At 73.4% G+C, this 21,206-nt stretch carries 18 protein-coding genes and 1 pseudogene; 9 read left to right on the top strand and 10 right to left on the bottom strand.

The features are described 5' to 3' along the window. Positions 1-65: 65 nt before the first annotated feature. Positions 66-2,216: an excinuclease ABC subunit UvrB gene (gene uvrB, locus OTB20_RS28205; RefSeq protein ID WP_267752244.1), complete on the bottom strand. Its 2,151-nt coding sequence runs from the start codon at positions 2,214-2,216 to the stop codon at positions 66-68. Positions 2,217-2,458: 242 nt separating this feature from the next. On the opposite strand from uvrB, the gene OTB20_RS28200 reads away from it, so the two are divergent. The 3 genes from OTB20_RS28200 to OTB20_RS28190 all read left to right on the top strand — a co-directional run bounded on the left by OTB20_RS28200 (position 2,459) and on the right by OTB20_RS28190 (position 5,587). Next, complete coding sequence (locus OTB20_RS28200; RefSeq protein WP_267821691.1) at positions 2,459-3,343, top strand: glycerophosphodiester phosphodiesterase; 885 nt, start codon at positions 2,459-2,461, stop codon at positions 3,341-3,343. Positions 3,344-3,390: 47 nt separating this feature from the next. Further along, positions 3,391-3,951: a methylated-DNA--[protein]-cysteine S-methyltransferase gene (locus OTB20_RS28195; RefSeq protein WP_267821690.1), complete on the top strand. Its 561-nt coding sequence runs from the start codon at positions 3,391-3,393 to the stop codon at positions 3,949-3,951. Positions 3,952-4,297: 346 nt separating this feature from the next. Further along, on the top strand, positions 4,298-5,587 hold the full coding sequence (locus tag OTB20_RS28190; protein WP_420716504.1) for an MFS transporter: 1,290 nt from the start codon (positions 4,298-4,300) through the stop codon (positions 5,585-5,587). Positions 5,588-5,761: 174 nt separating this feature from the next. Here the strand turns inward: OTB20_RS28190 and OTB20_RS28185 are convergent, their stop codons facing one another. Next, positions 5,762-6,139: a cupin domain-containing protein gene (locus OTB20_RS28185; protein ID WP_267754933.1), complete on the bottom strand. Its 378-nt coding sequence runs from the start codon at positions 6,137-6,139 to the stop codon at positions 5,762-5,764. A gap of 73 nt (positions 6,140-6,212) precedes the next feature. Continuing rightward, positions 6,213-7,012 (bottom strand): annotated as a pseudogene (locus OTB20_RS28180) (class I SAM-dependent methyltransferase). An 82-nt stretch (positions 7,013-7,094) separates the two neighbouring features. On the opposite strand from OTB20_RS28180, the gene OTB20_RS28175 reads away from it, so the two are divergent. Both OTB20_RS28175 and OTB20_RS28170 read left to right on the top strand, forming a co-directional pair. Next, complete coding sequence (locus tag OTB20_RS28175; protein ID WP_267821686.1) at positions 7,095-8,075, top strand: pseudouridine-5'-phosphate glycosidase; 981 nt, start codon at positions 7,095-7,097, stop codon at positions 8,073-8,075. Further along, positions 8,072-9,001, top strand: coding sequence for a carbohydrate kinase family protein (locus OTB20_RS28170; RefSeq protein WP_267821684.1), 930 nt, complete (start codon positions 8,072-8,074; stop codon positions 8,999-9,001). The genes OTB20_RS28175 and OTB20_RS28170 overlap by 4 nt, the downstream gene beginning before the upstream one ends. Before the next feature lie 39 nt (positions 9,002-9,040). Here the strand turns inward: OTB20_RS28170 and OTB20_RS28165 are convergent, their stop codons facing one another. Both OTB20_RS28165 and OTB20_RS28160 read right to left on the bottom strand, forming a co-directional pair. Next, complete coding sequence (locus tag OTB20_RS28165; protein WP_267821683.1) at positions 9,041-9,685, bottom strand: hypothetical protein; 645 nt, start codon at positions 9,683-9,685, stop codon at positions 9,041-9,043. A 187-nt stretch (positions 9,686-9,872) separates the two neighbouring features. Beyond that, positions 9,873-10,517, bottom strand: coding sequence for a uridine kinase (locus OTB20_RS28160; protein ID WP_267821681.1), 645 nt, complete (start codon positions 10,515-10,517; stop codon positions 9,873-9,875). 92 nt (positions 10,518-10,609) lie between these two features. Between OTB20_RS28160 and OTB20_RS28155 the strand changes: the two genes are divergently transcribed. Further along, entirely contained in the window at positions 10,610-12,055 is a 1,446-nt protein-coding gene (locus OTB20_RS28155) for a WGR domain-containing protein (RefSeq protein WP_267754941.1), read from the top strand. Positions 12,056-12,082: 27 nt separating this feature from the next. Here OTB20_RS28155 and OTB20_RS28150 read toward each other — a convergent pair whose 3' ends face one another. Then, positions 12,083-12,472, bottom strand: coding sequence for a cupin domain-containing protein (locus OTB20_RS28150; RefSeq protein WP_267821679.1), 390 nt, complete (start codon positions 12,470-12,472; stop codon positions 12,083-12,085). A gap of 140 nt (positions 12,473-12,612) precedes the next feature. On the opposite strand from OTB20_RS28150, the gene OTB20_RS28145 reads away from it, so the two are divergent. Beyond that, positions 12,613-13,287 (top strand): DUF2293 domain-containing protein, encoded by a 675-nt coding sequence (locus tag OTB20_RS28145; RefSeq protein WP_267821677.1) that lies wholly within the window; start codon positions 12,613-12,615, stop codon positions 13,285-13,287. Here OTB20_RS28145 and OTB20_RS28140 read toward each other — a convergent pair. Continuing rightward, positions 13,280-13,981, bottom strand: a complete 702-nt coding sequence (locus tag OTB20_RS28140) for a chaplin (RefSeq protein ID WP_324290423.1) — start codon at positions 13,979-13,981, stop codon at positions 13,280-13,282. The genes OTB20_RS28145 and OTB20_RS28140 overlap by 8 nt on opposite strands. A gap of 196 nt (positions 13,982-14,177) precedes the next feature. Here OTB20_RS28140 and OTB20_RS28135 point away from each other — a divergent pair, with 196 nt between their 5' ends. Then, positions 14,178-14,723 (top strand): hypothetical protein, encoded by a 546-nt coding sequence (locus tag OTB20_RS28135; RefSeq protein ID WP_267821673.1) that lies wholly within the window; start codon positions 14,178-14,180, stop codon positions 14,721-14,723. Here OTB20_RS28135 and OTB20_RS28130 read toward each other — a convergent pair. The 3 genes from OTB20_RS28130 to OTB20_RS28120 all read right to left on the bottom strand — a co-directional run bounded on the left by OTB20_RS28130 (position 14,704) and on the right by OTB20_RS28120 (position 20,359). Next, positions 14,704-15,909: an SWIM zinc finger family protein gene (locus OTB20_RS28130; protein WP_267821671.1), complete on the bottom strand. Its 1,206-nt coding sequence runs from the start codon at positions 15,907-15,909 to the stop codon at positions 14,704-14,706. The two genes, OTB20_RS28135 and OTB20_RS28130, sit on opposite strands and share 20 nt — an antisense overlap. Continuing rightward, positions 15,906-18,776, bottom strand: coding sequence for a DEAD/DEAH box helicase (locus tag OTB20_RS28125; protein ID WP_267821669.1), 2,871 nt, complete (start codon positions 18,774-18,776; stop codon positions 15,906-15,908). Before OTB20_RS28125 ends, OTB20_RS28130 begins: the two co-directional genes overlap by 4 nt. 248 nt (positions 18,777-19,024) lie before the next feature. Continuing rightward, on the bottom strand, positions 19,025-20,359 hold the full coding sequence (locus OTB20_RS28120) for a helix-turn-helix domain-containing protein (protein WP_267821667.1): 1,335 nt from the start codon (positions 20,357-20,359) through the stop codon (positions 19,025-19,027). Positions 20,360-20,501: 142 nt separating this feature from the next. Here OTB20_RS28120 and OTB20_RS28115 point away from each other — a divergent pair, with 142 nt between their 5' ends. Further along, on the top strand, positions 20,502-21,149 hold the full coding sequence (locus OTB20_RS28115; protein WP_267821664.1) for a hypothetical protein: 648 nt from the start codon (positions 20,502-20,504) through the stop codon (positions 21,147-21,149). Positions 21,150-21,206: the final 57 nt, after the last annotated feature.

Here is a 21,206-nt window from a genome sequence, read left to right as displayed (position 1 = left end):
CCTCCCCCGATGGGGGTGCGCAGCGTGTACCTGCGGCTGTGCCAACCCTACTGACCGGCCCCGGGTCAGGCGAGGCCCGCTTCCTTCATCTGTCGCAGCTCCTTCTTCAGCTCGCCGACCTCGTCCCGGATCCGGGCCGCGACCTCGAACTGCAGCTCCGCCGCGGCGCCCCGCATCCGCTCGGTCATCTGCTCGATGAGTGCGGCCAGTTCGGCGGCGGGACGGTCGGTCGCCACCACGGGGCCCTTCTGGCCCCTGGCTCCGGCCTTGCCGCCCGACGCGGCGGTCGCAGCCTTCCCGCCCAGCGCCGGGACGGGTGCCTTGAGGGCCTTGCCGTCCTTCGTCTGCCGGTACCCGGTGCCCAGCAGCTGCTCGGTGTCGAGCTCCTCCCGGGCGATCGTGGCCACGATGTCGTTGATCTTCTTGCGCAGCGGCTGCGGGTCGATCCCGTGGGCCGTGTTGTACGCGACCTGCCTCTCGCGGCGCCGGTTCGTCTCGTCGATCGCCTGCGCCATCGCCGGGGTGATGCTGTCCGCGTACATGTGGACCTGGCCGGAGACGTTGCGCGCCGCGCGGCCGATGGTCTGGATCAGCGAGGTCCCCGACCGCAGGAATCCCTGCTTGTCGGCGTCGAGGATGGCCACCAGCGACACCTCGGGCAGGTCGAGGCCCTCGCGCAGCAGGTTGATGCCGACCAGGACGTCGTATTCGCCCGCCCGCAGCTCGCGCAGCAGCTCGATGCGGCGCAGGGTGTCGACGTCGCTGTGCAGGTAGCGGACCTGGATGCCGAGCTCCAGGAAGTAGTCGGTGAGGTCCTCGGCCATCTTCTTGGTGAGAGTGGTGACCAGGACCCGCTCGTCCTTCTCCACCCGCTGGCGGATCTCGTGCACCAGGTCGTCGATCTGGCCCTCGGTGGGCTTGACCACGACCTCCGGGTCGATGAGTCCGGTCGGGCGGATGATCTGCTCGACGAAGCCGTCGCCGCGCGAGAGCTCGTACTTCCCCGGGGTGGCCGACAGGTAGACGGTCTGGCCGATCCGCTTCTGGAACTCCTCCCACTTCAGCGGCCGGTTGTCCAGGGCCGACGGGAGCCGGAAGCCGTGGTCGACCAGGGTCCGCTTGCGCGAGGCGTCGCCCTCGTACATCGCGCCGATCTGGGGCACGGTGACGTGCGACTCGTCGATGACGAGGAGGAAGTCCTCGGGGAAGTAGTCGATCAGGGTGTTCGGGGCGGAGCCGCGCTCGCGGTCGTCCATGTGCAGCGAGTAGTTCTCGATGCCGGAGCAGGAGCCGATCTGGCGCATCATCTCCAGGTCGTAGGTGGTGCGCATGCGCAGGCGCTGCGCCTCCAGCATCTTGCCCTGCTTCTCCAGCTCGGCGAGGCGCTCGGTCAGCTCGGCCTCGATGCCGCGGACCGCCTTCTCCATGCGCTCGGGGCCGGCGACGTAGTGGCTGGCGGGGAAGACGTAGAGCTCGCGGTCCTCGCTGATCACCTCGCCGGTCAGCGGGTGCAGGGTGGACAGGGCCTCGATCTCGTCCCCGAACATCTCGATGCGGACGGCCAGTTCCTCGTAGACCGGGAAGATCTCGATGGTGTCTCCGCGCACCCTGAAAGTGCCCCGGGTGAAGGCCACGTCGTTGCGCGTGTACTGGATCTCGACGAAGCGGCGCAGCAGCTGGTCGCGGTCCATCTCCTCGCCGACCTTGAGGGGGACCATCCGGTCGACGTACTCCTGCGGGGTGCCGAGGCCGTAGATGCAGGACACGGAGGCGACGACGATGACGTCGCGCCGGGTGAGGAGGGAATTGGTCGCGGAGTGGCGCAGCCGCTCCACCTCCTCGTTGATCGAGGAGTCCTTCTCGATGTAGGTGTCCGACTGCGGTACGTAGGCCTCGGGCTGGTAGTAGTCGTAGTACGAGACGAAGTACTCGACGGCGTTGTTCGGCAGGAGCTCGCGGAACTCGTTCGCCAGCTGGGCGGCGAGCGTCTTGTTCGGCGCCATCACCAGTGTGGGCCGCTGGAGCTTCTCGATCATCCAGGCGGTCGTCGCCGACTTGCCGGTTCCGGTCGCGCCGAGCAGCACGACATCCTTCTCACCTGCACGGATGCGCTTCTCCAGCTCGGCGATGGCCGCCGGCTGGTCGCCGCTGGGCGTGTAGGAGCTGACGACCTCGAAAGGCGCCACCGTGCGTTCGATCTTCGATACGGGCCGCATGGGTCAACCGTACGACCCCCCACTGACACTCGACGCCCGCTGCCCCGGGCGGGGACCCGCGCGCCTGGTCCGTTTGTCGTAGTTCGGTGGCGGCCCGGTGATCACCAACCCCATGATCGCCGTACGCGGCTCTCCCTGAAAGTGCGTCGGAAACGCGCTGCCGCCAGTGCATCGCCGCAACGAATGCCGCTCCGCGCCCGTTTGACGGCAGGAGCAGGGCCCATGACCCGAGGAGAACGCGCATGTACGTCCGATCCGCCGCCGCGGCCACCGCCGCATTCCTGGGATTCGCGCTGACCGTGTGCGGTGCGGGCTCCGCCTCGGCCGCACCCGGCCCGGACTGGCTGTCCAACCCGATCGTGTACGCCCACCGGGGGGCTTCGGCGTACGCCCCGGAGAACACCCTGGAGGCCATCGACCTCGCCATGATGATGGGCTTCGACTGGGTGGAGAACGACGTCCAGCGCACCAAGGACGGGACGCTCGTGGTGATCCACGACGAAACCCTGGCCCGGACGACCGACGTCGAGCAGGTGTTCCCCGACCGCAAGCCCTGGCGGGTGAAGGACTTCACCGCGGTGGAGATCGCCCAGCTCGACGCGGGCAGCTGGTTCGGCCAGGAGTTCACGGGCGCCCGCGTACCGACCCTGCGGGAGTACATGCGCCGGGTCCAGCGCAACCAGCAGCGGCTGCTCCTCGAGATCAAGAGGCCGGAGATCTACGCGGGGATCGAACAGCAGACCCTGGACGTGCTGGGCGAGACCGGCTGGCTCGAGGAGAACCGCGTGGCCCGCCGCCTGGTCATCCAGAGCTTCAGCGCCGCCTCGGTGCGCACCGTGCACGAGCTGCGCCCGGACCTGAGCACGGCCTTCCTCGGCACTCCGGCCCTCGCCGACCTGCCGCAGTACGCGGAGTTCACCGACCGGATCAACCCCGCGCACACCACCATCAACAGCGACTGGGTCAGCGCGGTGCACGGTCTGACCGGCCCCCACGGCAAGGCGCTGGAGGTGGCCACCTGGACCGTGGACGACGCCGCGACCGCCCGGAAGGTCCAGGACATGGGCGTCGACGGAATCATCACCGACAAGCCCGACGTCGTACGGGAAGCGGTCGGCGGCTACTGACCCGAGCGGGAAGCGGCCCTGTCAGTGGGGAGCCGTACCGTGAAGGGGTGGACACTCCTGAGCCCCGCGGGCCGCACCTCGAATGGACCGTCGTTGACAGCGGCATCGGCCCCCTGCTCCTCGCCGCCACCCCCGAAGGCCTGGTCCGGGTGGAGTTCCACGCCGGGCCGGACCGGGCCGAGAAGATGATCGGCACGCTGATCTCCCGGCTCGGCGCCGACGCCCTGCGCCCACCGCCGGGCGAAGAGGTCCTGCTGGCCGAGCCGATACGCCAGCTGACCTCCTACTTCGCCGGCGGACTGCGCCGCTTCGAGCTGCCGCTGGACTGGCGGCTCAGCTCCGGATTCAACCGGCAGGTCCTGCTGGAGCTGGACCGCTCCGTGCCCTACGGGACGGTCGTGGGGTACGGCGAGCTGGCCGCGCGGGCCGGAGCCCCGGGCGCGGCCCAGGCCGTCGGCAACGCCATGGGCTCGAACCCGCTGCCGCTGGTGGTGGCCTGCCACCGGGTCGTGGAGAACGACGGGGGCATCGGCGGCTTCGGCGGCGGCGTGGAGACCAAGCGCCGGCTGCTCGCCCTGGAGGGGGTACTCCCCGAGCCGCTGTTCTAGCTCTTCACGCGTACCTCGAACGCCTCGGCCCTGGCGGGCCCCTCATTCTTCACGCGCCCCTCGCACAGCTCGGCCCTGGCGACCCTCACCGGCTCCGGTCCCCTGCGCCGGACTCCGTCCGGCGGCGGCCGGACGGCGGCCGGACGGTGGTTTCGCCGCTGTCGTCCGGTCCGAGGCCGGTGGGCGGGCGGGCCCGCTCGGTGGGGCCTCCCGCGCCCGCTGTCCGGTTCCGTTCCGCGGGCACCCGAATCCGGTTCCCCCGGGCGGTGGCGGGGTGGGAAACTGCGGCGGTGACCACTCCTGCCGCCGCATCCGGCTCCGCACCCTCGACCCACCCGCGACGGGGGTGTCCCGCGTGACCGCGATACCCGACGCCGACCGGCCCGCACCGCCGGTCGACCCCGCCGACCTGCCCCGGCTGCGGCGCCGTACCTCCAGCGTGCTGATCGCCGGCCAGGTGCTGGGCGGGATCGGTGTGCCCATCAGCATCGCCCTGGCTCCGGTGCTGGCCACCGAGGTCAGCGGCACCGAGTCGCTCTCCGGCTTCGCCTCGACCGCCTCCGTGATCGGCACCGCCGCGGTCTCCCTGCCGCTCGCCGCGCTGATGACCGCGCGCGGCCGCCGGCCCGGCCTGGTCCTCGCCTACGTGATCGGCGCGGCCGGCGCGGCCCTGGTCGTGCTCGCCGCCTCGATCAAGAGCTTCCCGCTGCTGATGCTCGGCATGGCCGCCTTCGGAGCCGCCTCCTCCGCCAACCTCCAGGCCCGCTTCGCCGCCGCCGACCTCGCCGAGCCCGACCACCGGGCACGGGCGATCTCCGTCGTCGTATGGGCCTCCACCATCGGCGCGGTGCTCGGCCCCAACCTCTCCGCCCCGGCCAGCCGCAGCTTCGCCGGCACCTCCATACCCCCGACGGCGGGGCCCTTCGTCTGGGCCGGCGCCGTCTTCCTCCTCACCGCCGCGCTGATCGGCGTACTCCTGCGCCCGGACCCGCTGCTGACGGCCCGCGCGCTCGCCCCGCCGGAGGAGCAGACCCGCGCCGGACGGTCGCTGCGCGCCGGGTTCGCGGCCGTCAAGGCCTCCCCCCGGGCCCGGCTCGCGCTGCTCACCATCGCGGTGTCGCACACCACCATGGTGTCGATCATGGTGATGACCCCGGTGGACCTGGGCCACCACGGAGCCGGACTCCAGCTCGTCGGGCTGGTCATCAGCGGGCACATCGCCGGCATGTTCGGCTTCTCGCCGGTGATGGGCTGGCTCGCGGACCGGATCGGCCGGCTGTCCGTGATCGGCCTCGCGGCGGGGCTGCTGTCGATCGCCGCGCTCCTCGCCGGCACCGCGGGCGGGAACCACGCCCAGAGCGCCGCCGGCCTCTTCCTGCTCGGCCTCGGCTGGTCCGCCGGCATGGTGTCCGGCTCGGCGCTGCTGACCGACTCGGTGCCGCAGCCCGCGCGCGCCGCCGTACAGGGGCTGGGCGACCTCACGATGAACACGGCCGCCGGGGTGGGCGGCGCCGCCGCCGGGCTGGTCATGTCCCAGGCGGGCTACGGCTGGCTCAACGCGGTCGCCGCCGCCCTGCTGCTGCCGATGGCGGCGCTCGCACTGTTCACCTCGCGCCGCCATCCGGTGAAGGCCTAGCGCCGGCTCTTTCGGATCTTGCCGGGCCCGCGGAGTCTGGCACCGCACCTGGCCGCGTTGTCGGGACGGCCGAGTACGTCCAGTACACGAACCGCCCCTCCGCCGTGCCAGGCACGGCACCAGACCCCGCGGGCTCGGCCGACAAGATCCGAAAGAGACGGCCTGGGGCAGCGCTCAGTAGCTGATGTGGTAGGCCTTGCGGAGCGTCTCGTGGACGGTCCAGACGGTCTTGTCGCCCTCCCGCAGGACACATGCGGAGCCGGGGCCGACCTCCAGGGTCCCGCCGCCCTCCACCTCGATGGTGGCGCGACCGCTGACCACCACGAACAGCTCGTTCGCCTCGGTGTCGGTGACCACCCCCGGGGTGATCTGCCAGATCCCGCGCACCTGCGAGCCGTCCGGCGCCTCCCACAGCACCTTGCCCGTGACGACGGGATTCCCGGAGACGATCTGCGCGGGGTCGAGAGCGTCCGCTTCCAGCTCGGAGTCGGGGAGATCCGCCACGGAGACGGCGAAGGAGGCGGGGGCGTCGCGGTGATCACTTGTGCTCATGTCCCGTGAGCCTAATCGGGGCGCCCCGCGCACCGGGGTGACCAGAGCGTCCAGCGCGCGGCCGCCCCACCCGTCACCCTGTCGAGCGACGGCGCGCGGTGAGCACCGGCTGGTGGAAGCCGGTGTCCGCCGGGGTGTGCCAGGCGGTCTCGGTGAAACCGACCGCCGCCGCGAAGGCGGCCGTCTCCTCCTCGGCCACGGCCCAGTACGTGGTGCGCGCGACCCGGGTCGTCCAGGTGTCCCCGGCGGGCAGCAGTTGGAAGAACTCCAGGTCGTATCGGGTCCCGTCGGGGTGCCGGTGCCACAGCTGGAAGGTGATCGTCCGCCCGTCGGGCCCGTGTGCACGTGTGGAGCCTCGCTCCGTGGCCGGGCTCCGCGCAGTTGCCCGTACGGGCGGGTGGACAGGAGCAGCAGGCCGCCGGGGCGCAGGACCCGCAGCATGTCGGCCAGGGCGGCCCGTACCCCGGTGGTGGCGGTCAGCAGGTGCGGCAGTGCGTTGTCGGCGCAGACCACCGCGTCGAACGAGCCGTCGGCGAAGGGCAGTGCCCGCATGTCGGCGGCCGCCACGGGCAGGACGAGTCCGCGCGCATCCGCCTAGCGGGTGGCGCGGGCGACGGAGCCGGGGCTCAGGTCGGTGCCGGTGACCCGGTGGCCGAGGGCGGCCAGTCCCAGTGCCTGGGTGCCGATGCCGCAGGCACTGTCGAGGACCCGGTGCGGTCCGGGGCCGAGGGTGGCGGTGAGCAGGGCGTCCAGGGCGCGGCCCTGGCGGGCGGTGCTCGCTCGCCAGTCGGCGTACAGCAGGTCGTAGCGGTCGGCGAGTTCGTCGTAGAAGGCGCGCGGGTCCAGGGAGGGGCGCGCGTCCTCGGGGCTCATGCGGGAACGCTACCCGGGCGGGTTCACGCCGGTAGGGCGTCCGCGCGTTTGGGGTCCCGGATCGTGTGCCAGGGATGGGGACATGTCGCAGCACACAGCATCTGAGCGCACGGCGTCTTCCTCCTTCGCGGCCCCCGCCGCGGCCGGGGGCCCGGTCCCGGTCCTGTCGGAGGAGGTGCGCGAGGCGCTCGAACGCCGGCAGCCCGTGGTGGCGCTGGAGTCGACGATCCTCGCCCACGGTCTGCCCCGCCCCCGCAATCTGGCGGTGGGCCGGGAACTCGAGGAGCTGGTCCGGGCGGAGGGAGCCGTTCCGGCGACGATCGCGGTGATCGACGGGGTCGCGTACGCCGGGCTGGACAAGGCCCGGCTGGAGCGGATCGCCGGGGGTGAGGGCGTGCGCAAGCTCGGCCACCGGGATCTGGCGCCCGCCCTCGCCACCGGGGCGACGGGCGCGACGACGGTCTCGGCCACGGCCTTCCTCGCCGCGCGGGCGGGGCTGCGGGTCTTCGCCACGGGCGGGCTGGGCGGCGTACACCGGGACTGGACGCGGTCGCAGGACGAGTCGGCGGACCTGGCGCTGCTGTCGCGGACTCGGATCACCGTGGTCTGCGCGGGGGTGAAGTCGATCCTGGACGTGCCCGCGACGCTGCAGCGGCTGGAGACGCTGGGGGTGGCGGTCCTCGGGTACGGGACGGATCGTTTCCCCGGGTTCTACCTGGCCGATTCCGGAGAGCCGGTGGACTGGACGGTGCACCGGCCGGAGGAGGTGGCAGCCGTGATGGCCGCTCAGGACCTGCTCGCGGGAGCGGAGTCGGCGCTGATCGTGGCCAACCCGGTGGCGCGGTCGCAGCAGCTCGATCCGGAGCTGCACGACCGGGTCCTGGCCGAGGCGCTGTCGGAGTGCCGGGAGCGGGGCATCACGGGGCAGGCGGTGACACCGTTCCTGCTGGGGTTCCTCGTGCGCGCCACGGGCGGCGCCTCCCTGGAGGCCAACCTCGCGGCGGTACGGGGCAACGTGCGCCTCGGGGCCGGGATCGCGCGGGCCTGGGCGGCGCGGCAGTGACCGCCGCACCGGCCGCTCCCGCCGGGCGGGGGGCGCTGCTGGTCGTCGGGGACGTGGTGACGGATGTCGTGGCGGTGCACGCGGAGCCACTGGCTCCCGGTACCGACACCCCTGCCCGGATCCGTACCATGCCGGGCGGCGCGGGGGCCAACGCGGCGTGCTGGGCGGCCCGTTCGGGCGACCTGGAGGTACGCCTCCTCGCGCGGGTCGGCGGCGAATCGGCCCGGTGGCACGAGCGGGCGCTGCTGGACGCCGGGGTACGGCCCAGGCTGGTGATCGATCCCGCCGAGCCGACCGGGACGGTGGTCGCGCTGGTCGGCAAGGACGCGGAGCGGACCTTCCTGACCGACAGCGGGGCCTCGCTGCGGCTCTCCCCCGCCGACTGGGAGCCCGGGATGCTGGACGGGGTTTCCCATCTCCATCTGTCGGGCTACCTGTTCTTCGCTGACAGCAGCCGGGAACTGGCCCTGGTCGCGCTACGGGACGCCCGCGCCCGGAACGTACCGGTGAGCGTGGATCCCGCGTCGGCGGGGTTCCTGGCGGCACTGGGTCCGGAGCGCTTCCTGGCCGCCGCGGCGGGGGCCGGCGTACTGCTGCCGAACGAGGACGAGGCACTGCTGCTCGCGGAGGTGCACGGGCCGGCCGGGGCGGCCGGCGTCGCACGGGCGGCGGCGGAACTGAGCCGGCGGGTGGCGCTCGTGGTGGTCACCCGGGGCGGAGCCGGGGCGCTCATCGCCGAGGACGGCCGGGTGACGGCCGAGGTCGCGGCGGAGAGCGCCGAGGCGGTGGATTCCACGGGCGCCGGGGACGCCTTCACCGGCGCCTTCCTCGCGGCCCGGCTGGCGGGAGCGGGCACGGCGTGGGCCGCGGGGGCCGGCTGCCGGGCGGCGGCGCTGGCGGTGACCCGGCTGGGCGGACGGCCTTAGGGAGAGCGGCCGTATAGGAGCGCCGTCAGGGCGTGCGCCTCAGGAGGTGTACTGCTGGTCGAGCGAGTCGATGACGCCCGTGCCGTCCAGGTGGTAGCGGAAGACGCGGCCCTGGTTGGGGTGGGCGATCAGCCAGTCGATGAGCTGCTGCAGCGTGATCGGCTGGCTCACGGTGCTCGCGACGATGGGGGTGACGGCCGTGATCCTGGCGTCGTCGGCGATGTTGAGGTAGGTCTCCTTGCCCGTCGTCTCGAAGGGGGCGGCGTCCGCGCCTGGGGCGGCGCAGCCCCAGTTGCCGTGCTTGATGATCAGGCTGTGGACGCCGCCCTCGGGGGTGTAGCGGTTGACGGCGACCTCGTCGGGCGAGATCGGCATCTTGTGGTCGCAGGTGGAACCGGGCGCCGGCGCCTTCTTCGTGCCCGCCGGTGTGGCGGTCGGGGTGGCGGCCGAAGTGGCGCTCGGAGCCGGCTTCTTCGTGGGAGCCGAGGACTGCGGGGCCGACGGCGAGGCGGTCCCCGTGGCCGCCGCGCTGGTGGCGGGGCTCGCGGGGGTTCCCGCGGCGCCGGCCTCGTCTTCACCGTTGCAAGCCGTCAGGGCCAGGGTCCCGCACAGGGCCAGCGCGGTGAGCGCCGCTTGTGCGCGCGTCCGTCTCGCGTCCCGAACCGCCATGCCGTGTGCGCGCATTGCCTTCTCCCTCTGCCAAGGCGCCACCGGGGTGGCCGCCGTCGAAGCGTGCCGCCAACGTAGCGCGCGGTTCCGGCCGGATCGATGGCCGGAACCGATCGTCACCGTGCCGGAATCCCCCTGTTGCCGTTCCCGGACCTCCGTGACGGCCCGGGGGCACGCAGGGGGACCCGCCGCGGCCGCGGAATCAGCCGGACCGCCCGCCGCGCAGGCCCGTCCAGGCCGGGTGGCGCGGATCGTCGGCCCGGACCAGGGCGTCGGCGCGGTCCGCCGGGCCGGTGTCGGCCTCGTAGCGCGCGAACGCGGGGAGGGTCCATCGGGCGGATTCCTCGGTACGGCGGGCGAGCGCGCCCGGGGAGAGACCGATGTGGACGCTGAGGTCGAAGGGGAACCAGTGGCCCAGCAGCAGCGGGCCGTGCACGATGAGCACGCCGCCGGGCGGGAGTTGGGCGTAGGGGCTGCGGGTCGCCCGGTCGGTGGCCGGATCCCACAGGTCGGGCAGCACCCGGCCGGTGCCGTCGGGGTCGGTCGGGCCGAACACCTCGCGCCAGAGCGCCGCCGTGTCGTACCAGCCTTCGAGGTAGGCGTCGACGTCCTCGCGACCGAACTCGAAACGCAGGGAAGCCGGGCGCAGGAAACCCTCGGCCGCCACCACCAGGACCGAACGCCCGCGCAGCCGCAGCGCGTCGGCGAGCTCCGCCGCGAGCACCCCGGTGCGGGCGGCGGGCGCCCCGTCGATGCCCACCCGCCGCCATCCGTCTTCCGGGCCGTTGTCGAGGTGACCGGCGAGACGCTCGGCCATCCGCTGCCATGTGATCGCTTCCAGCTGCACCAGCCCATTGTCAGTGGTGGCCCCTAACGTTTTTCAGGAGGGATCACCGGCGCACAGGGGGCCGGCGGCCCGGCTTTGGGGAGGGGTCTGTCATGGCTCGGGAGACGACGTATCTGGAGCTGTCTCAGGAGGACGGCGGTGCCCACAAGTTCTACGAGGTGACCGTCGACGGCACCGCCGTCTCGGTGCGGTACGGGCGCATCGGCGCGGACGGCCAGCTGCAGAACTCCTCCTTCCCGACCATCGAGAAGGCTCGGGCGGCCGCCGCCAAGAAGGTCGGGGAGAAGGTCCGCAAGGGTTACGCCCCCGCGGTGCCGGGAGTCCGCGCCGCCCGCTCGGTGACGCGCCGCCAGGTGACCTCGGCCCCGTCCACCGCTCGCGCCGTGGCCCCGGTCCTGTGGCGGTTCCGTACCGGGTCCTCCGCCTTCGGGATCCACGTGGACGAGGACCGCTGCTGGGTCGGCAATCAGGCCGGAGACGTCTACACGCTGAGCCACGGCGGTGAGGTGCTGGCCCGGTACTCGCTGCCGGACGGGGTGAAGTGCCTGGTGGCGGACGAGTTCTGGATCTACGCGGGCTGTGACGACGGCACGGTGTACGACCTGTCCTCGAAGGTGCCGTTCGGGGCGTACGACATCGCGGCCGACGTGGACATCTTCTGGCTCGACATCCGCGAGGGCGTGCTGAACGTCTCCGACCGCAACGGCGGGCTGACCGTCATCGACCACGAGGACGAGTTCCAGTGGTCGCGCCGCTCGCCCGGGACGAACGCGTGGATGGTACGGGCGGACGAGCGGGCGGTCTACCACGGGCACAGCAAGGGGGTTACGGCCTACGCGCCGGACGGCGGGCGGGAGTTGTGGCATACGCAGACCAACGGGTCGGTGCTGTTCGGCTGGCAGGAGGACCACGCGGTGTACGCGGGTACCGGCCGCAACACCGTGGAGCGGCTGTCGAAGGCGACGGGCGCGCTGGAGGCCTCGTACCGGTGCGACGCGGCGGTCTACTCGTGCGCGACCTCGCCGGACGGCCGGCACGTCTTCGCCGGTGACCTCGCGTCGTCGGTGTACTGCTTCGACGCCGACGGGCGGCGGCTGTGGAAGCTGGGCACCGGGAGCGGGTCCGCGCTGTCCATGCAGTATCTGGACGAGCGGCTCTACCTGGTGACCACGGACGGTTCGCTGGTGTGTGTGGACGCGAGCGAGGCCGCGATCGCGGCCGCCCGGGAGGGGTCGGTTCCGACGGCCGTGGACGTGAAGTCGGCTGCCGCCCTGCCCGTCTTCACCCCGGCAGCCACCCCCGCCGCGGTGGCGACGGTGTCGGTGACGTCGATGCCCGCGGGCGGTGTGGTCGTGGAGTGCGTCCAGCAAGGCCAGCGGATGCGCGTACAGGTGGTGTCGGGCGGGTTCGAGCCCTCGTGGAACGTGCAGTTCCCGCGCGGCATACGGGAGCCGGGCGCCCGGTACGTGGTGGACGGGCTGCACCCGGCGTCCGGAGGCTTCTACCGGGTGCGCGGGGAGATCCGCCGACTCGTCTGAGCCGGTTCGCGCGGGCCCGCGGCCGGTTCACCGAGTACGTGTGGGGCACGCACACGGCGTGGCCCCGGGCGGCGCCTCTGCGGGCAGGGCGAAGGGGTCGCCCTCGGCTATGGCTGCGGTCACGCAGAGCACGACGGGCACGGCGCCGAGGTTGCGGCCGACGTGGATGTGGCGGCGGCCGGCCGGTTCGACGAAGGTGGTGCCGGTGTGATGCACCTCGACCGTGCCGTCGTGCAGGATCCGGGTCAGGGTGCCGGATTTGACCACCGCTATCAGCGGAACCCGGTGGTAGTGCCAGCCGGTGCAGCCGCCCGGTGCTATGGCGACCTCTCTCGCCACGAGGTCGGAGGCCAGCTCCGTTTTCGGACGCCGGCCCGCAGCTCCCGGGCGACCGACCGTCGCCTGTCTTCCAGCCATATCTGCCTCCTCCATGGACCAGCCGAGGCCCACTCGACTCACGGTAGGAGGACATCATGAGGTCCGGGAAGGATCTGTGAAACTGCAACTACCCGAACGTACAAGGTGATATACGGATCGATCGGCGGTATCACTTCGGCATGAGCCTGGTCGTTTTCGAGTCGAGCAAGCAGATCCAGTGCGCCGAGTGCAGGCAGGGTCCGCTGCGCCACCTCGTCCGCGAGGCCGGCGTCCCCCGCTGCCTGGACTGCGCCGACCTCGGACACCTCGTCTACCTGCCGCGCGGTGACACGGCCCTCACCCGCCGCGCCCACGAGGCCAGTTCGCTGTCCGCCGTCGTCGTCCGCTTCCACCGGCGCCGCCGCCGCTACGAACGGCTGGGGATCCTCGTCGAGGACGCCGCCCTCGCCCGCGCCGAGCGGGCCTGCCTGGCGGACGCCGAGGCGCGGGCCCGCCGACGGGAGCGCGACCGGCTGCGCCGCGCGGCCGAGGACACCCGGTTCACGGCGGCTTTCGCCGCCGAGATCCTGCGCCTGTTCCCCGGCTGCCCCGCCGGCCGGGCCCAGGCCATCGCCGCACACGCCGCGGTGCGCGGCAGCGGCCGGGTGGGCCGCAGCGCGGCCGGCCGGGCCCTGGACCCGCCGGCCGTGTACGCGGCGGTACGGGCGGCGGTGCGGCACCTCGACACCGATTACGACGCCCTGCTGATGGGGGGCGTACCCCGGTTCGCGGCCCGGGCCCGGCTGGCTCCCCGGATCGACGCGGTCCTGGACGGCTGGCGGGCGGTCTCCGACGCGTCGGAGCAGGCTAGTTGAGCCGGAACCGGCGGTAGAGCAGCACTCCGCCGAGCAGCAGGACGCCACCACCGGGCAGCAGGTAGCCGACGCCCTCGGCCCCGGTGTGGGCGAGCGCCGAGGGGTGGTTCGGGGCCGGGGCCGGGGCCGGGGCCGGGGCCGGGGCCGGGGCCGGCGGGGTGACGGGCCGTACGGTGACGGGCGGCTGGACGGGCGGCTGGACGGGCTTGCCGACGACCGGGGTCGAGCCGTTGACGGAAGTGTTGCCCGCGGAGGGGTTGCCGACGCCGACGACGCTCACCGCATTGCCGCTGATGTTCACCGGCACCTCGATGGGGAGCTGGATCCCGTTGCCGGACAGGAGCCCCGGGGAATCCTTTCCGCGCCCGTCGGCGAACGCACCCCGGCCGTGCCCGCCGGTTCCGCTGTTTCCACCGTTCCCGCTCCGGCCGCCGTTCCCCGCACCGCTTCCGGCGCCGGGTTTCGAGGGCCGCGACCCGGCATGACCGGGCTGCCCCGGATGCCCTCCACCCTGGGCCGCGTTGGTACATCGGTTCCCGGTGGCCGAGTTGAGCACTCCGATCACGCTCACGGTGTTCCCGCACACGTTCACCGGTGTGTTCACCGGCAGTTGCAGCAGGTTCCCCGCGAGCACCCCCGGCGAACGTTCCGCCTGACCGTCCGCCTGCGTATCCGCGTAGGCGAAGCCGCTCATCCCCGCGACCGCCAGCCCACCTCCCGCAACTGCCGCCGCGACCAAGCCATTCCGACGACTCTGACGCATCAGTTTTCCTGCCTTCCGGAGGGGTCCACGGGCATCGCACCCGTACCGGAAACAACGCCGTAACCCCGTTCGGGTTATAGCGCCGGTATGCATTTCACTCCATCGTGTACTGGGTAATCCCTACTTCATGACTCGCCCGCTGCTCCTCCTCGACGTGGACGGCCCCCTCAACCCGTTCCGGTCCCGCCTCGCAGGTCTGCGCGGCTACACCAGCCACCGGATGCGTCCCACGGTCTGGCTGTCCTACCGCGCGCCGGAATCCCGCCGCGCCAGGCGCGGCCTGCGGGTGCGCCTGCACCCGGCCCACGGCGCCCGCCTGCTGGCCCTGCCCTACGAACTCACCTGGGCCACGACCTGGATGCACGAGGCCAACACGATGATCGCCCCGCACATCGGACTACCCGCCGATCTTCCCGTCATCGAATGGCCGGAGCTGTTCGCCCGCGACCCCGACGGTCTCTCCTGGAAGACCCGCCCCCTCCTCGACTGGGCGGCCGGCCGCCCCTTCGCCTGGGTCGACGACATGATCACCCCCCGGGACCGCGCCTGGGTCGCCGCCCACCACCCGGCCCCGGCCCTCCTCCTGCGCATCCACCCCCGCCACGGCCTGCGCCCGCAGGACTTCACCACCCTCGACCGCTGGGCGGCCGGGATCAGCCCAGCAGGGCCGTGACCGGGTCCGGGGAAGGGCGGCCCTTGGGCCACCAGTCGTCGTCGCCCAGGCGGTTCTCGTAGGCGTACCAGAGGGCGTCGCGGCCGAGGCGGAGCTGGCGGTTGGAGCTCGTGAGGCGGTTTCGGTCGGGGCGGAACGAGCCCTGGACGGCGGCGAGGAGGGCCGGGCGGGCCCGGTCGAAGGGGCCGGCCGGCGGGTCCCAGGGCTCTTCGAGGGCGAGCAGGGCCGGCAGGGCGCCCTGCCGCCAGGCGGCCGCACCCCGGGCCAGGTCGGTGGTGCTGCGCCCCGTGGCGCGGGCCAGATCACGGTAGAGGGTGCGGGCGGCCCCGGTCAGCCCGGCCGTGGCGTGCGCCGAGGCCAGCCGGACGGCGTCCTGCCAGAGGGAGAGGCCGCCGATGGGGTCCTCGGCGGTGGTCAGGAGTGCCAGGGCGCGGGCGGCCGCGTCCCCGGCGAGCTGGTCCAGGGCGAGCGGGTCCGGGGCGGCCGGGTCCGCCGGATACGCGGGCGGCAGTCCGACGGCGGTGGGCGCCCTGAGCGGAGCGGGCAACGGCGGCAGGACGGCGCGGGCGAGCGCCGCACGGGCCGGCACCCCGGGGAAGTCCGGTGCCTCATCGGGCTGTTCGCGCGCGGCGTGCGCGGCGTTTCGGCGGGTGAGTTCCTCCAGCAGCTCACGCTCACCGCGGCCGCGCAGCAGGAGCAGGACGAAGGGGTCGGTGTCCAGGAGGCGGGCCGCGCGGTAGCAGAGGGCCGCTGCGTGTTTGCAGGGCGGGAGCGTGACGTCCGGGCAGGAGCAGCGCGGCACGAGCTCTCCCGCACCGGGCAGGACGGACTCGGCGAGGGACTCCGGGACCTCCCGCTCCAGCAGTGCGGCGAGCGCCGTCGGATCGGCCACCACCGACTCCAGCAGCTCGCTCCACTCGGTGTCCGAGAAGGCGGGCAGGGACAGTTCGGTGCGGTACGGGCGCGGCCGGCTGCCCCGTACGTAGGCCACGATCCGGCCGGGCGTGATGGTGACGGCGTCGACGTGGCCCTCGGCCGCGTACGCCCGTCCCCGGGTGAGCCGGGCTCCGTCGCGGGCCACCGACTCCAGGGCGGACACCCAGGCCCGGCCCCACCAGCTGACGGCCTCCACCCCGGGAGGCACGCTCTCGAAGGTGCGGCGGCGGTCGTCCCTCGCGGTGATCATCCGGGCCTGCGCAGGGAGACGAGATCGGCCAGCTCGCGGTCGGTGAGCTCGGTGAGCGCCGTCTCCCCGGAGCCGAGCACGGCGTCGGCCAGGGCGCGCTTGGCCTCGAGCATTTCGGCGATCCGGTCTTCGACGGTGCCTTCGGCGATGATGCGGTGGACTTGGACGGGCTGGGTCTGGCCGATGCGGTAGGCGCGGTCGGTGGCCTGTTCTTCGACGGCGGGGTTCCACCAGCGGTCGTAGTGGATGACGTGGGCGGCGCGGGTGAGGTTGAGGCCGGTGCCCGCTGCTTTGAGGGAGAGCAGGAACACGGGTACTTCGCCGGCCTGGAAGCGGTCCACGAGTTCCTCGCGGCGGGGCACGGGCGTGCCTCCGTGGAGCAGTTGGGAGGCGATGCCGCGTGCGGCGAGGTGGCGTTCGAGGAGCCGGGCCATCGTCACGTACTGCGAGAACACCAGGACCGAGCCGCCCTCGGCCAGGATCGTGTCGAGCAGCTCGTCGAGGAGGGCCAGCTTCCCCGACCGGTTCGCGATCCGCGGCTCCTCTTCCTTCAGGTACTGGGCGGGGTGGTTGCAGATCTGCTTGAGCGAGGCCAGCAGTTTCATGATCATGCCGCGTCGCTCGATGCCCTCGCTCGCGCCGATAACGGCCATCGCCTCGTCGACCGCCGCCTGGTAGAGGGAGGCCTGCTCACGGGTGAGGGACACGGGGTGGTCGGTCTCCGTCTTCGGCGGCAATTCGGGCGCGATCCCGGGATCGGACTTCTTGCGGCGCAGCAGGAACGGCCTTACCAGCGCGGCCAGTCGGGCGACCGCGGCCTCGTTGCCCCCGTCCTCCTCCGTCTGGTGTTCCACGGGCCGGGCGTGCCGGGCCCGGAACGCGGTGAGCGGGCCGAGCAGTCCGGGAGTGGTCCAGTCGAGGAGCGCCCACAGTTCGGAGAGGTTGTTCTCCACCGGGGTGCCGGTCAGCGCCACCCGCGCGGGCGCCGGGATCGTACGCAGGGCCTTCGCGGTCGCCGAGTACGGGTTCTTGACGTGCTGGGCCTCGTCGGCGACGACCATGCCCCAGGGCTGTTCGGCCAGCCGGGCCGCGCCGGCGCGCATGGTTCCGTAAGTGGTGAGGACGAATCCCCCGGCCAGTCCTTCGAGGCTGCGGCCGGCGCCGTGGAAGCGGCGTACGGGTGTGCCGGGGGCGAACTTCTCGATCTCCCGCTGCCAGTTGCCGAGCAGCGAGGCCGGGCAGACCACCAACGTCGGCTCGGGGTGCTCGCGGTGCAAGTGGAGCGCGATCACCTGGACCGTCTTGCCGAGGCCCATGTCGTCGGCGAGGCAGCCCCCGAGTCCGAGCGAGGTCATCAGGTCCAGCCAGGCCAGGCCGCGGGCCTGGTAGTCGCGCAGGGTGGCCTTCAGCCCGGCGGGCTGGGGCAGCGGGGCCAGCTCCCCGGTCAGCCGGTCCCGCAGGGCGGCCAGCGCCCCCACGGGCACCGCCGCCACCGGCTCCCCTTCGACCTCGGCCGTCCCCGAGAGTACGGCGGCCAGCGCGTCCACCGGGTCCAGCAGACCCAGCTCCCGCTTGCGTGCCTTGCGCACCAGCTCCGGATCGACCCGCACCCACTGGTCGCGCAGCCGCACCACGGGCCGGTGGGCCTGCGCGAGCGCGTCCATCTCACCCGGGGTGAGCCGGTCCCCGCCGAGTGCCAGTTCCCAGGAGAAGGCGAAGAGGTGTTCGGCGTCGAAGAAGGCGGTGCCGTCCGTGGCGGAACCGGGCGCGGTGGACCGTACGACAGCGGTCGCCTGAAGCGTACGAGCCAGGTCGCGCGGCCAGTGGACCAGGACTCCGGCCTCCGCCAGCCGGGTCGCGGCCCGGCCCAGCAGGTCTTCGAGCTCGGAGTCGGAGAGGGCCAGGACATCGGGGACCGGCTGGTCCAGCAGCCGCAGCAGCGGCGGCCAGACACGGGCCGCCCGGCGCAGCGCGAGTACGGCGTCGATCCGGGCGCGGGGTCCGAAGCCGGCCGCGGCGGCGCCCGCCCAGAGCACGGCGGCGTCCGTGACCAGGGTCGGGTCGGCGAGGCTGTGCACCTGCACGACGGCGGCCCCGGCACGGCGCACCTCTTCCCCGTGTCCCGCCCCGCCCTCGGCCTCGTCGAAGAGGCGGAAGGAGGACAGGTCGAGGCGGAGCGAGATCCCGACCCCGGTGTCCGCGCCCGAGGCGACCTGCGCGGCCCAGTCCCGTATCCCCGGGACCTGCTGCGGCTCACGGGCGGCGAACGGCCGGCCCGCGGCGAAGGACGCGGCGGGTGTCCGGGGCAAGCTGTCGGCGACGGCGTCGAGGAACGCCCTGACCAGTGCCTCCGGTTCGGGCAGGTGGAGCGGACGGCTTCCGGCGAGCGGGGTGGCATACCCCTCCGGGGGCAGGGCGGCGGCGACCGCGCGCAGATACCCGATGTCCTGTGCGTCAAGGGGCCCCGCCCGCCAGGCGTCGACGCCGTCGGGGGTCAGCCCCGGCAGCAGACGGCCCCGGGCGACGAGGGCGAGCGCCTGGACGGCAGCGGTCCCCCAGGCGCGGGTCGCGGGATGGGCGGCGGGCCCGCGGACCGCCCGGACGAGCACGGGCAGGGCGCCGGTGACCGTCAGCGTGACGGCGGGCACGGTACGGGTACGGATTCCCTCGCCATGGGGGCGCACCACCTGGAGCGTGGCCGGGGTGCCTTCGGCGGGCAGGGCGTCCCCGTCGGGGGCCCAGAAGGCGATGCGGCTCTCGCGGGGCACCGCGGCGGGGAGGAACACGGCGGCGTGCCTCGGCAGGGCGGAAGCGGAGGCGTGCACGGGCGGCTGCGCCGGTGCACGCCCCGTAGTCGGCGTGCCCATCGTGTCCCCCCTTCGCGGTCCTCGCGGTCCTCGTCGTCACCTTCGCGGTCAGACGGATCCCGTCTGCCGTCGAGTCTAGGCGGGAGCACTGACAATGCGGTTGAGCTGCGCGTTTCCCGGAGGTCCACAAGCCCGAGGGCACGGAAGCACGGAAGTCCGATGGTTCGGAATCCCCGGAGGTCCGGCCCCCGGGCCCCCGGGCCTCCGGGGATCCGGGGATCCGGGGATCCCGCGGTTCAGCGGACCGTTCAGCGGGCCCAGCGGCCCCGCTCGTTGGCGTAGCCGTAGACCGGACGGTCCGAGGAGGCGGCCGAGATGCGCCAGGGCCGGCCGTTCTCGTCGAGGCGGAGGGTCCCGGAGCCGGCGGGGCCGCTCCAGCGGAGGTCCAGGTACCAGTCGCAGTCACATCCCGTGCTCCTCGCCTCGACCCGCAGGACGGCCGGTTCGGCGGCCGAGACCCGGAGCGGGAAGGCCGGGGCCTTGATCGCCTCCCCCTCGTCGTTGCCGGCCACAGGGCGGGCCAGCGGGCGCGGTGCGTCCAGATTGACCGCGAACCCGGCCGGGGTGAGCCCTCCGCCGCAGCCCTGCGACATCTCGTAGACGTTCCACGGCAGCGGGGAGCGCCGCCCGGTCACCCGTACCTCCATGGCTTCCAGAACCACCGGGTCCGGACCCGTGCCCAGCAGCGTGACCTCCACGATCTGGGTCCCCGCGTGGACGGCCCTGCGCGCCGCCGCCCACGCGGGCGCGTCCGCCTCCACCGGCGGCGGGGGCACCGCCGAAGGAGCCGGCTCGGCGAGGTACGCGTGGTCGCAGCCCGCCGCCCACACGTGCGACCGGACAGCCGCACGCAGCGGCGGGGAGGCGGAAGAGGGGCCCGCCGAAGTCGCCGGCCCCGAAGCTGCCGGCCCCGAAGCCGCGGCCGTCGCTCCGGTCGGCGCGCCCGCCACCGGGCCGGTCTCCGCCGGCGCAGCCGAAGACCCTGTCGCTGCCGTCTCCCCCGGCCCGGACTCCGGCGCCGTCGGCCCGGGCTCCACCCCTGTCCCCGTGGCCGTGGCCGTGGATGCCGCCGTCGACCCGGCCTGGGGCGCCCGCCGGTCCGGACCCGCCTGCGCAAGCCATCCGCCACCCACCCCGAGGGCCACGACCGCGGCCACCGCCGCCCCGGTCAGCAGCAGGCGGCGACCGGACCGGCGCGCCGCGGCCGGACCCGGAACATCGGGATCCGCAGCCGCCACCTCCGCCTCCTCCGGGTCCGGCCCGTCTCCCCCGGCCGCCGCCGGAGTCTCCACCGGCTCCACCACCACGACCGCCCGCCGCCGCGCGTCCGCCAGCAGCCAGGCCCGGTGCAGTTCCACCGCCTCCGCCGGCGTCGCCCCGCAGGCCCGCGCGAAGCGGTCCACCACCGCGAACTCCGCGGGCAGCGCCTCACCGCTGCAGTGCCGGTGCAGGGTCGACGTACTCAGGTGGAGCACCCGTGCGAGTGCGCCGTAGCTCCGCCCGCTCCGTTCCTTCAGTTCCCCCATCGACCGCGCGAACACCTGCGCCTCGGCCGATCTCCCCGTCCCGGACTTCCGTTCCATGCCAACGATGTTCCCGCAGCTGACGGTGCGTACGACCGTTCCATTGTCCCGAGTTCGTCCCGAACGGTCGGCCCGGGCCCGAGGCGGGGTACAGCCTTCTAGCGACACACCACCGCACAGACCGACACGGGGAGAACCGACCATGTTCCGACGCACCGCCCGGACCGCCCGGACCAATCGAGCCAACCGGACCACCGCCGTCCTGGCGGCCACCGCGGCCGCCGCCACCGCCCTCGTACTCGCCGCCTCCACCACCTCCACGGCCGCCGTCACCGCGCCCGGATTCCTGGGCGGCACCGACCTGCCCCCGCACCCCTCCTCCGCCTGGTACTCCGGGAAGGTCACCAAGGGGCTGCCCGAGTTCGCGCCGTTCTGCGCGGAAGGCGCACTGCCGGCCACCGGGAGCTGGCACCGCGTCTTCTCCACCGAGTTCGACACGGGCGCCGTACAGGTGTCGGTACGCACTTCCTCCGACGCCGCGGCCACCAAGCTCGCCGCGGCCCTGGAGCGCAAGGTGGCGGCCTGCGCCGCCGACTGGCTGCGCAGGACCCCGGGCGGTACGGCCTCCTGGCAGGACTACGGGAAGGTCGCCGTCGAGGAAGGCGCGCACGTCTACGGAGTGCACACCTCCATGCCGGAGTCCGAGCCCGGCGTGCACCTGTACGGCATCGGGCGCGACGGCTCCACCGTGACGTTCGTGACGTGGGGGCAGATGGGGTACCTGGCCGACGGGCCCGTCCCGGCCTTCAAGAAGACGACCGTGAAGGCCGTGAACAAGCTCAACCCCTGACACGTCAGGCCCCCGGTGGGACCATGGAGGGGACGGGGAAGCCGGGGTGGGCGACGA

Source organism: Streptomyces sp. H27-H1 (assembly GCF_026627445.1).
Taxonomy (GTDB): Bacteria; Actinomycetota; Actinomycetes; order Streptomycetales; family Streptomycetaceae; genus Streptomyces.
This window is presented reverse-complemented; position numbering and strand designations above follow the sequence as displayed.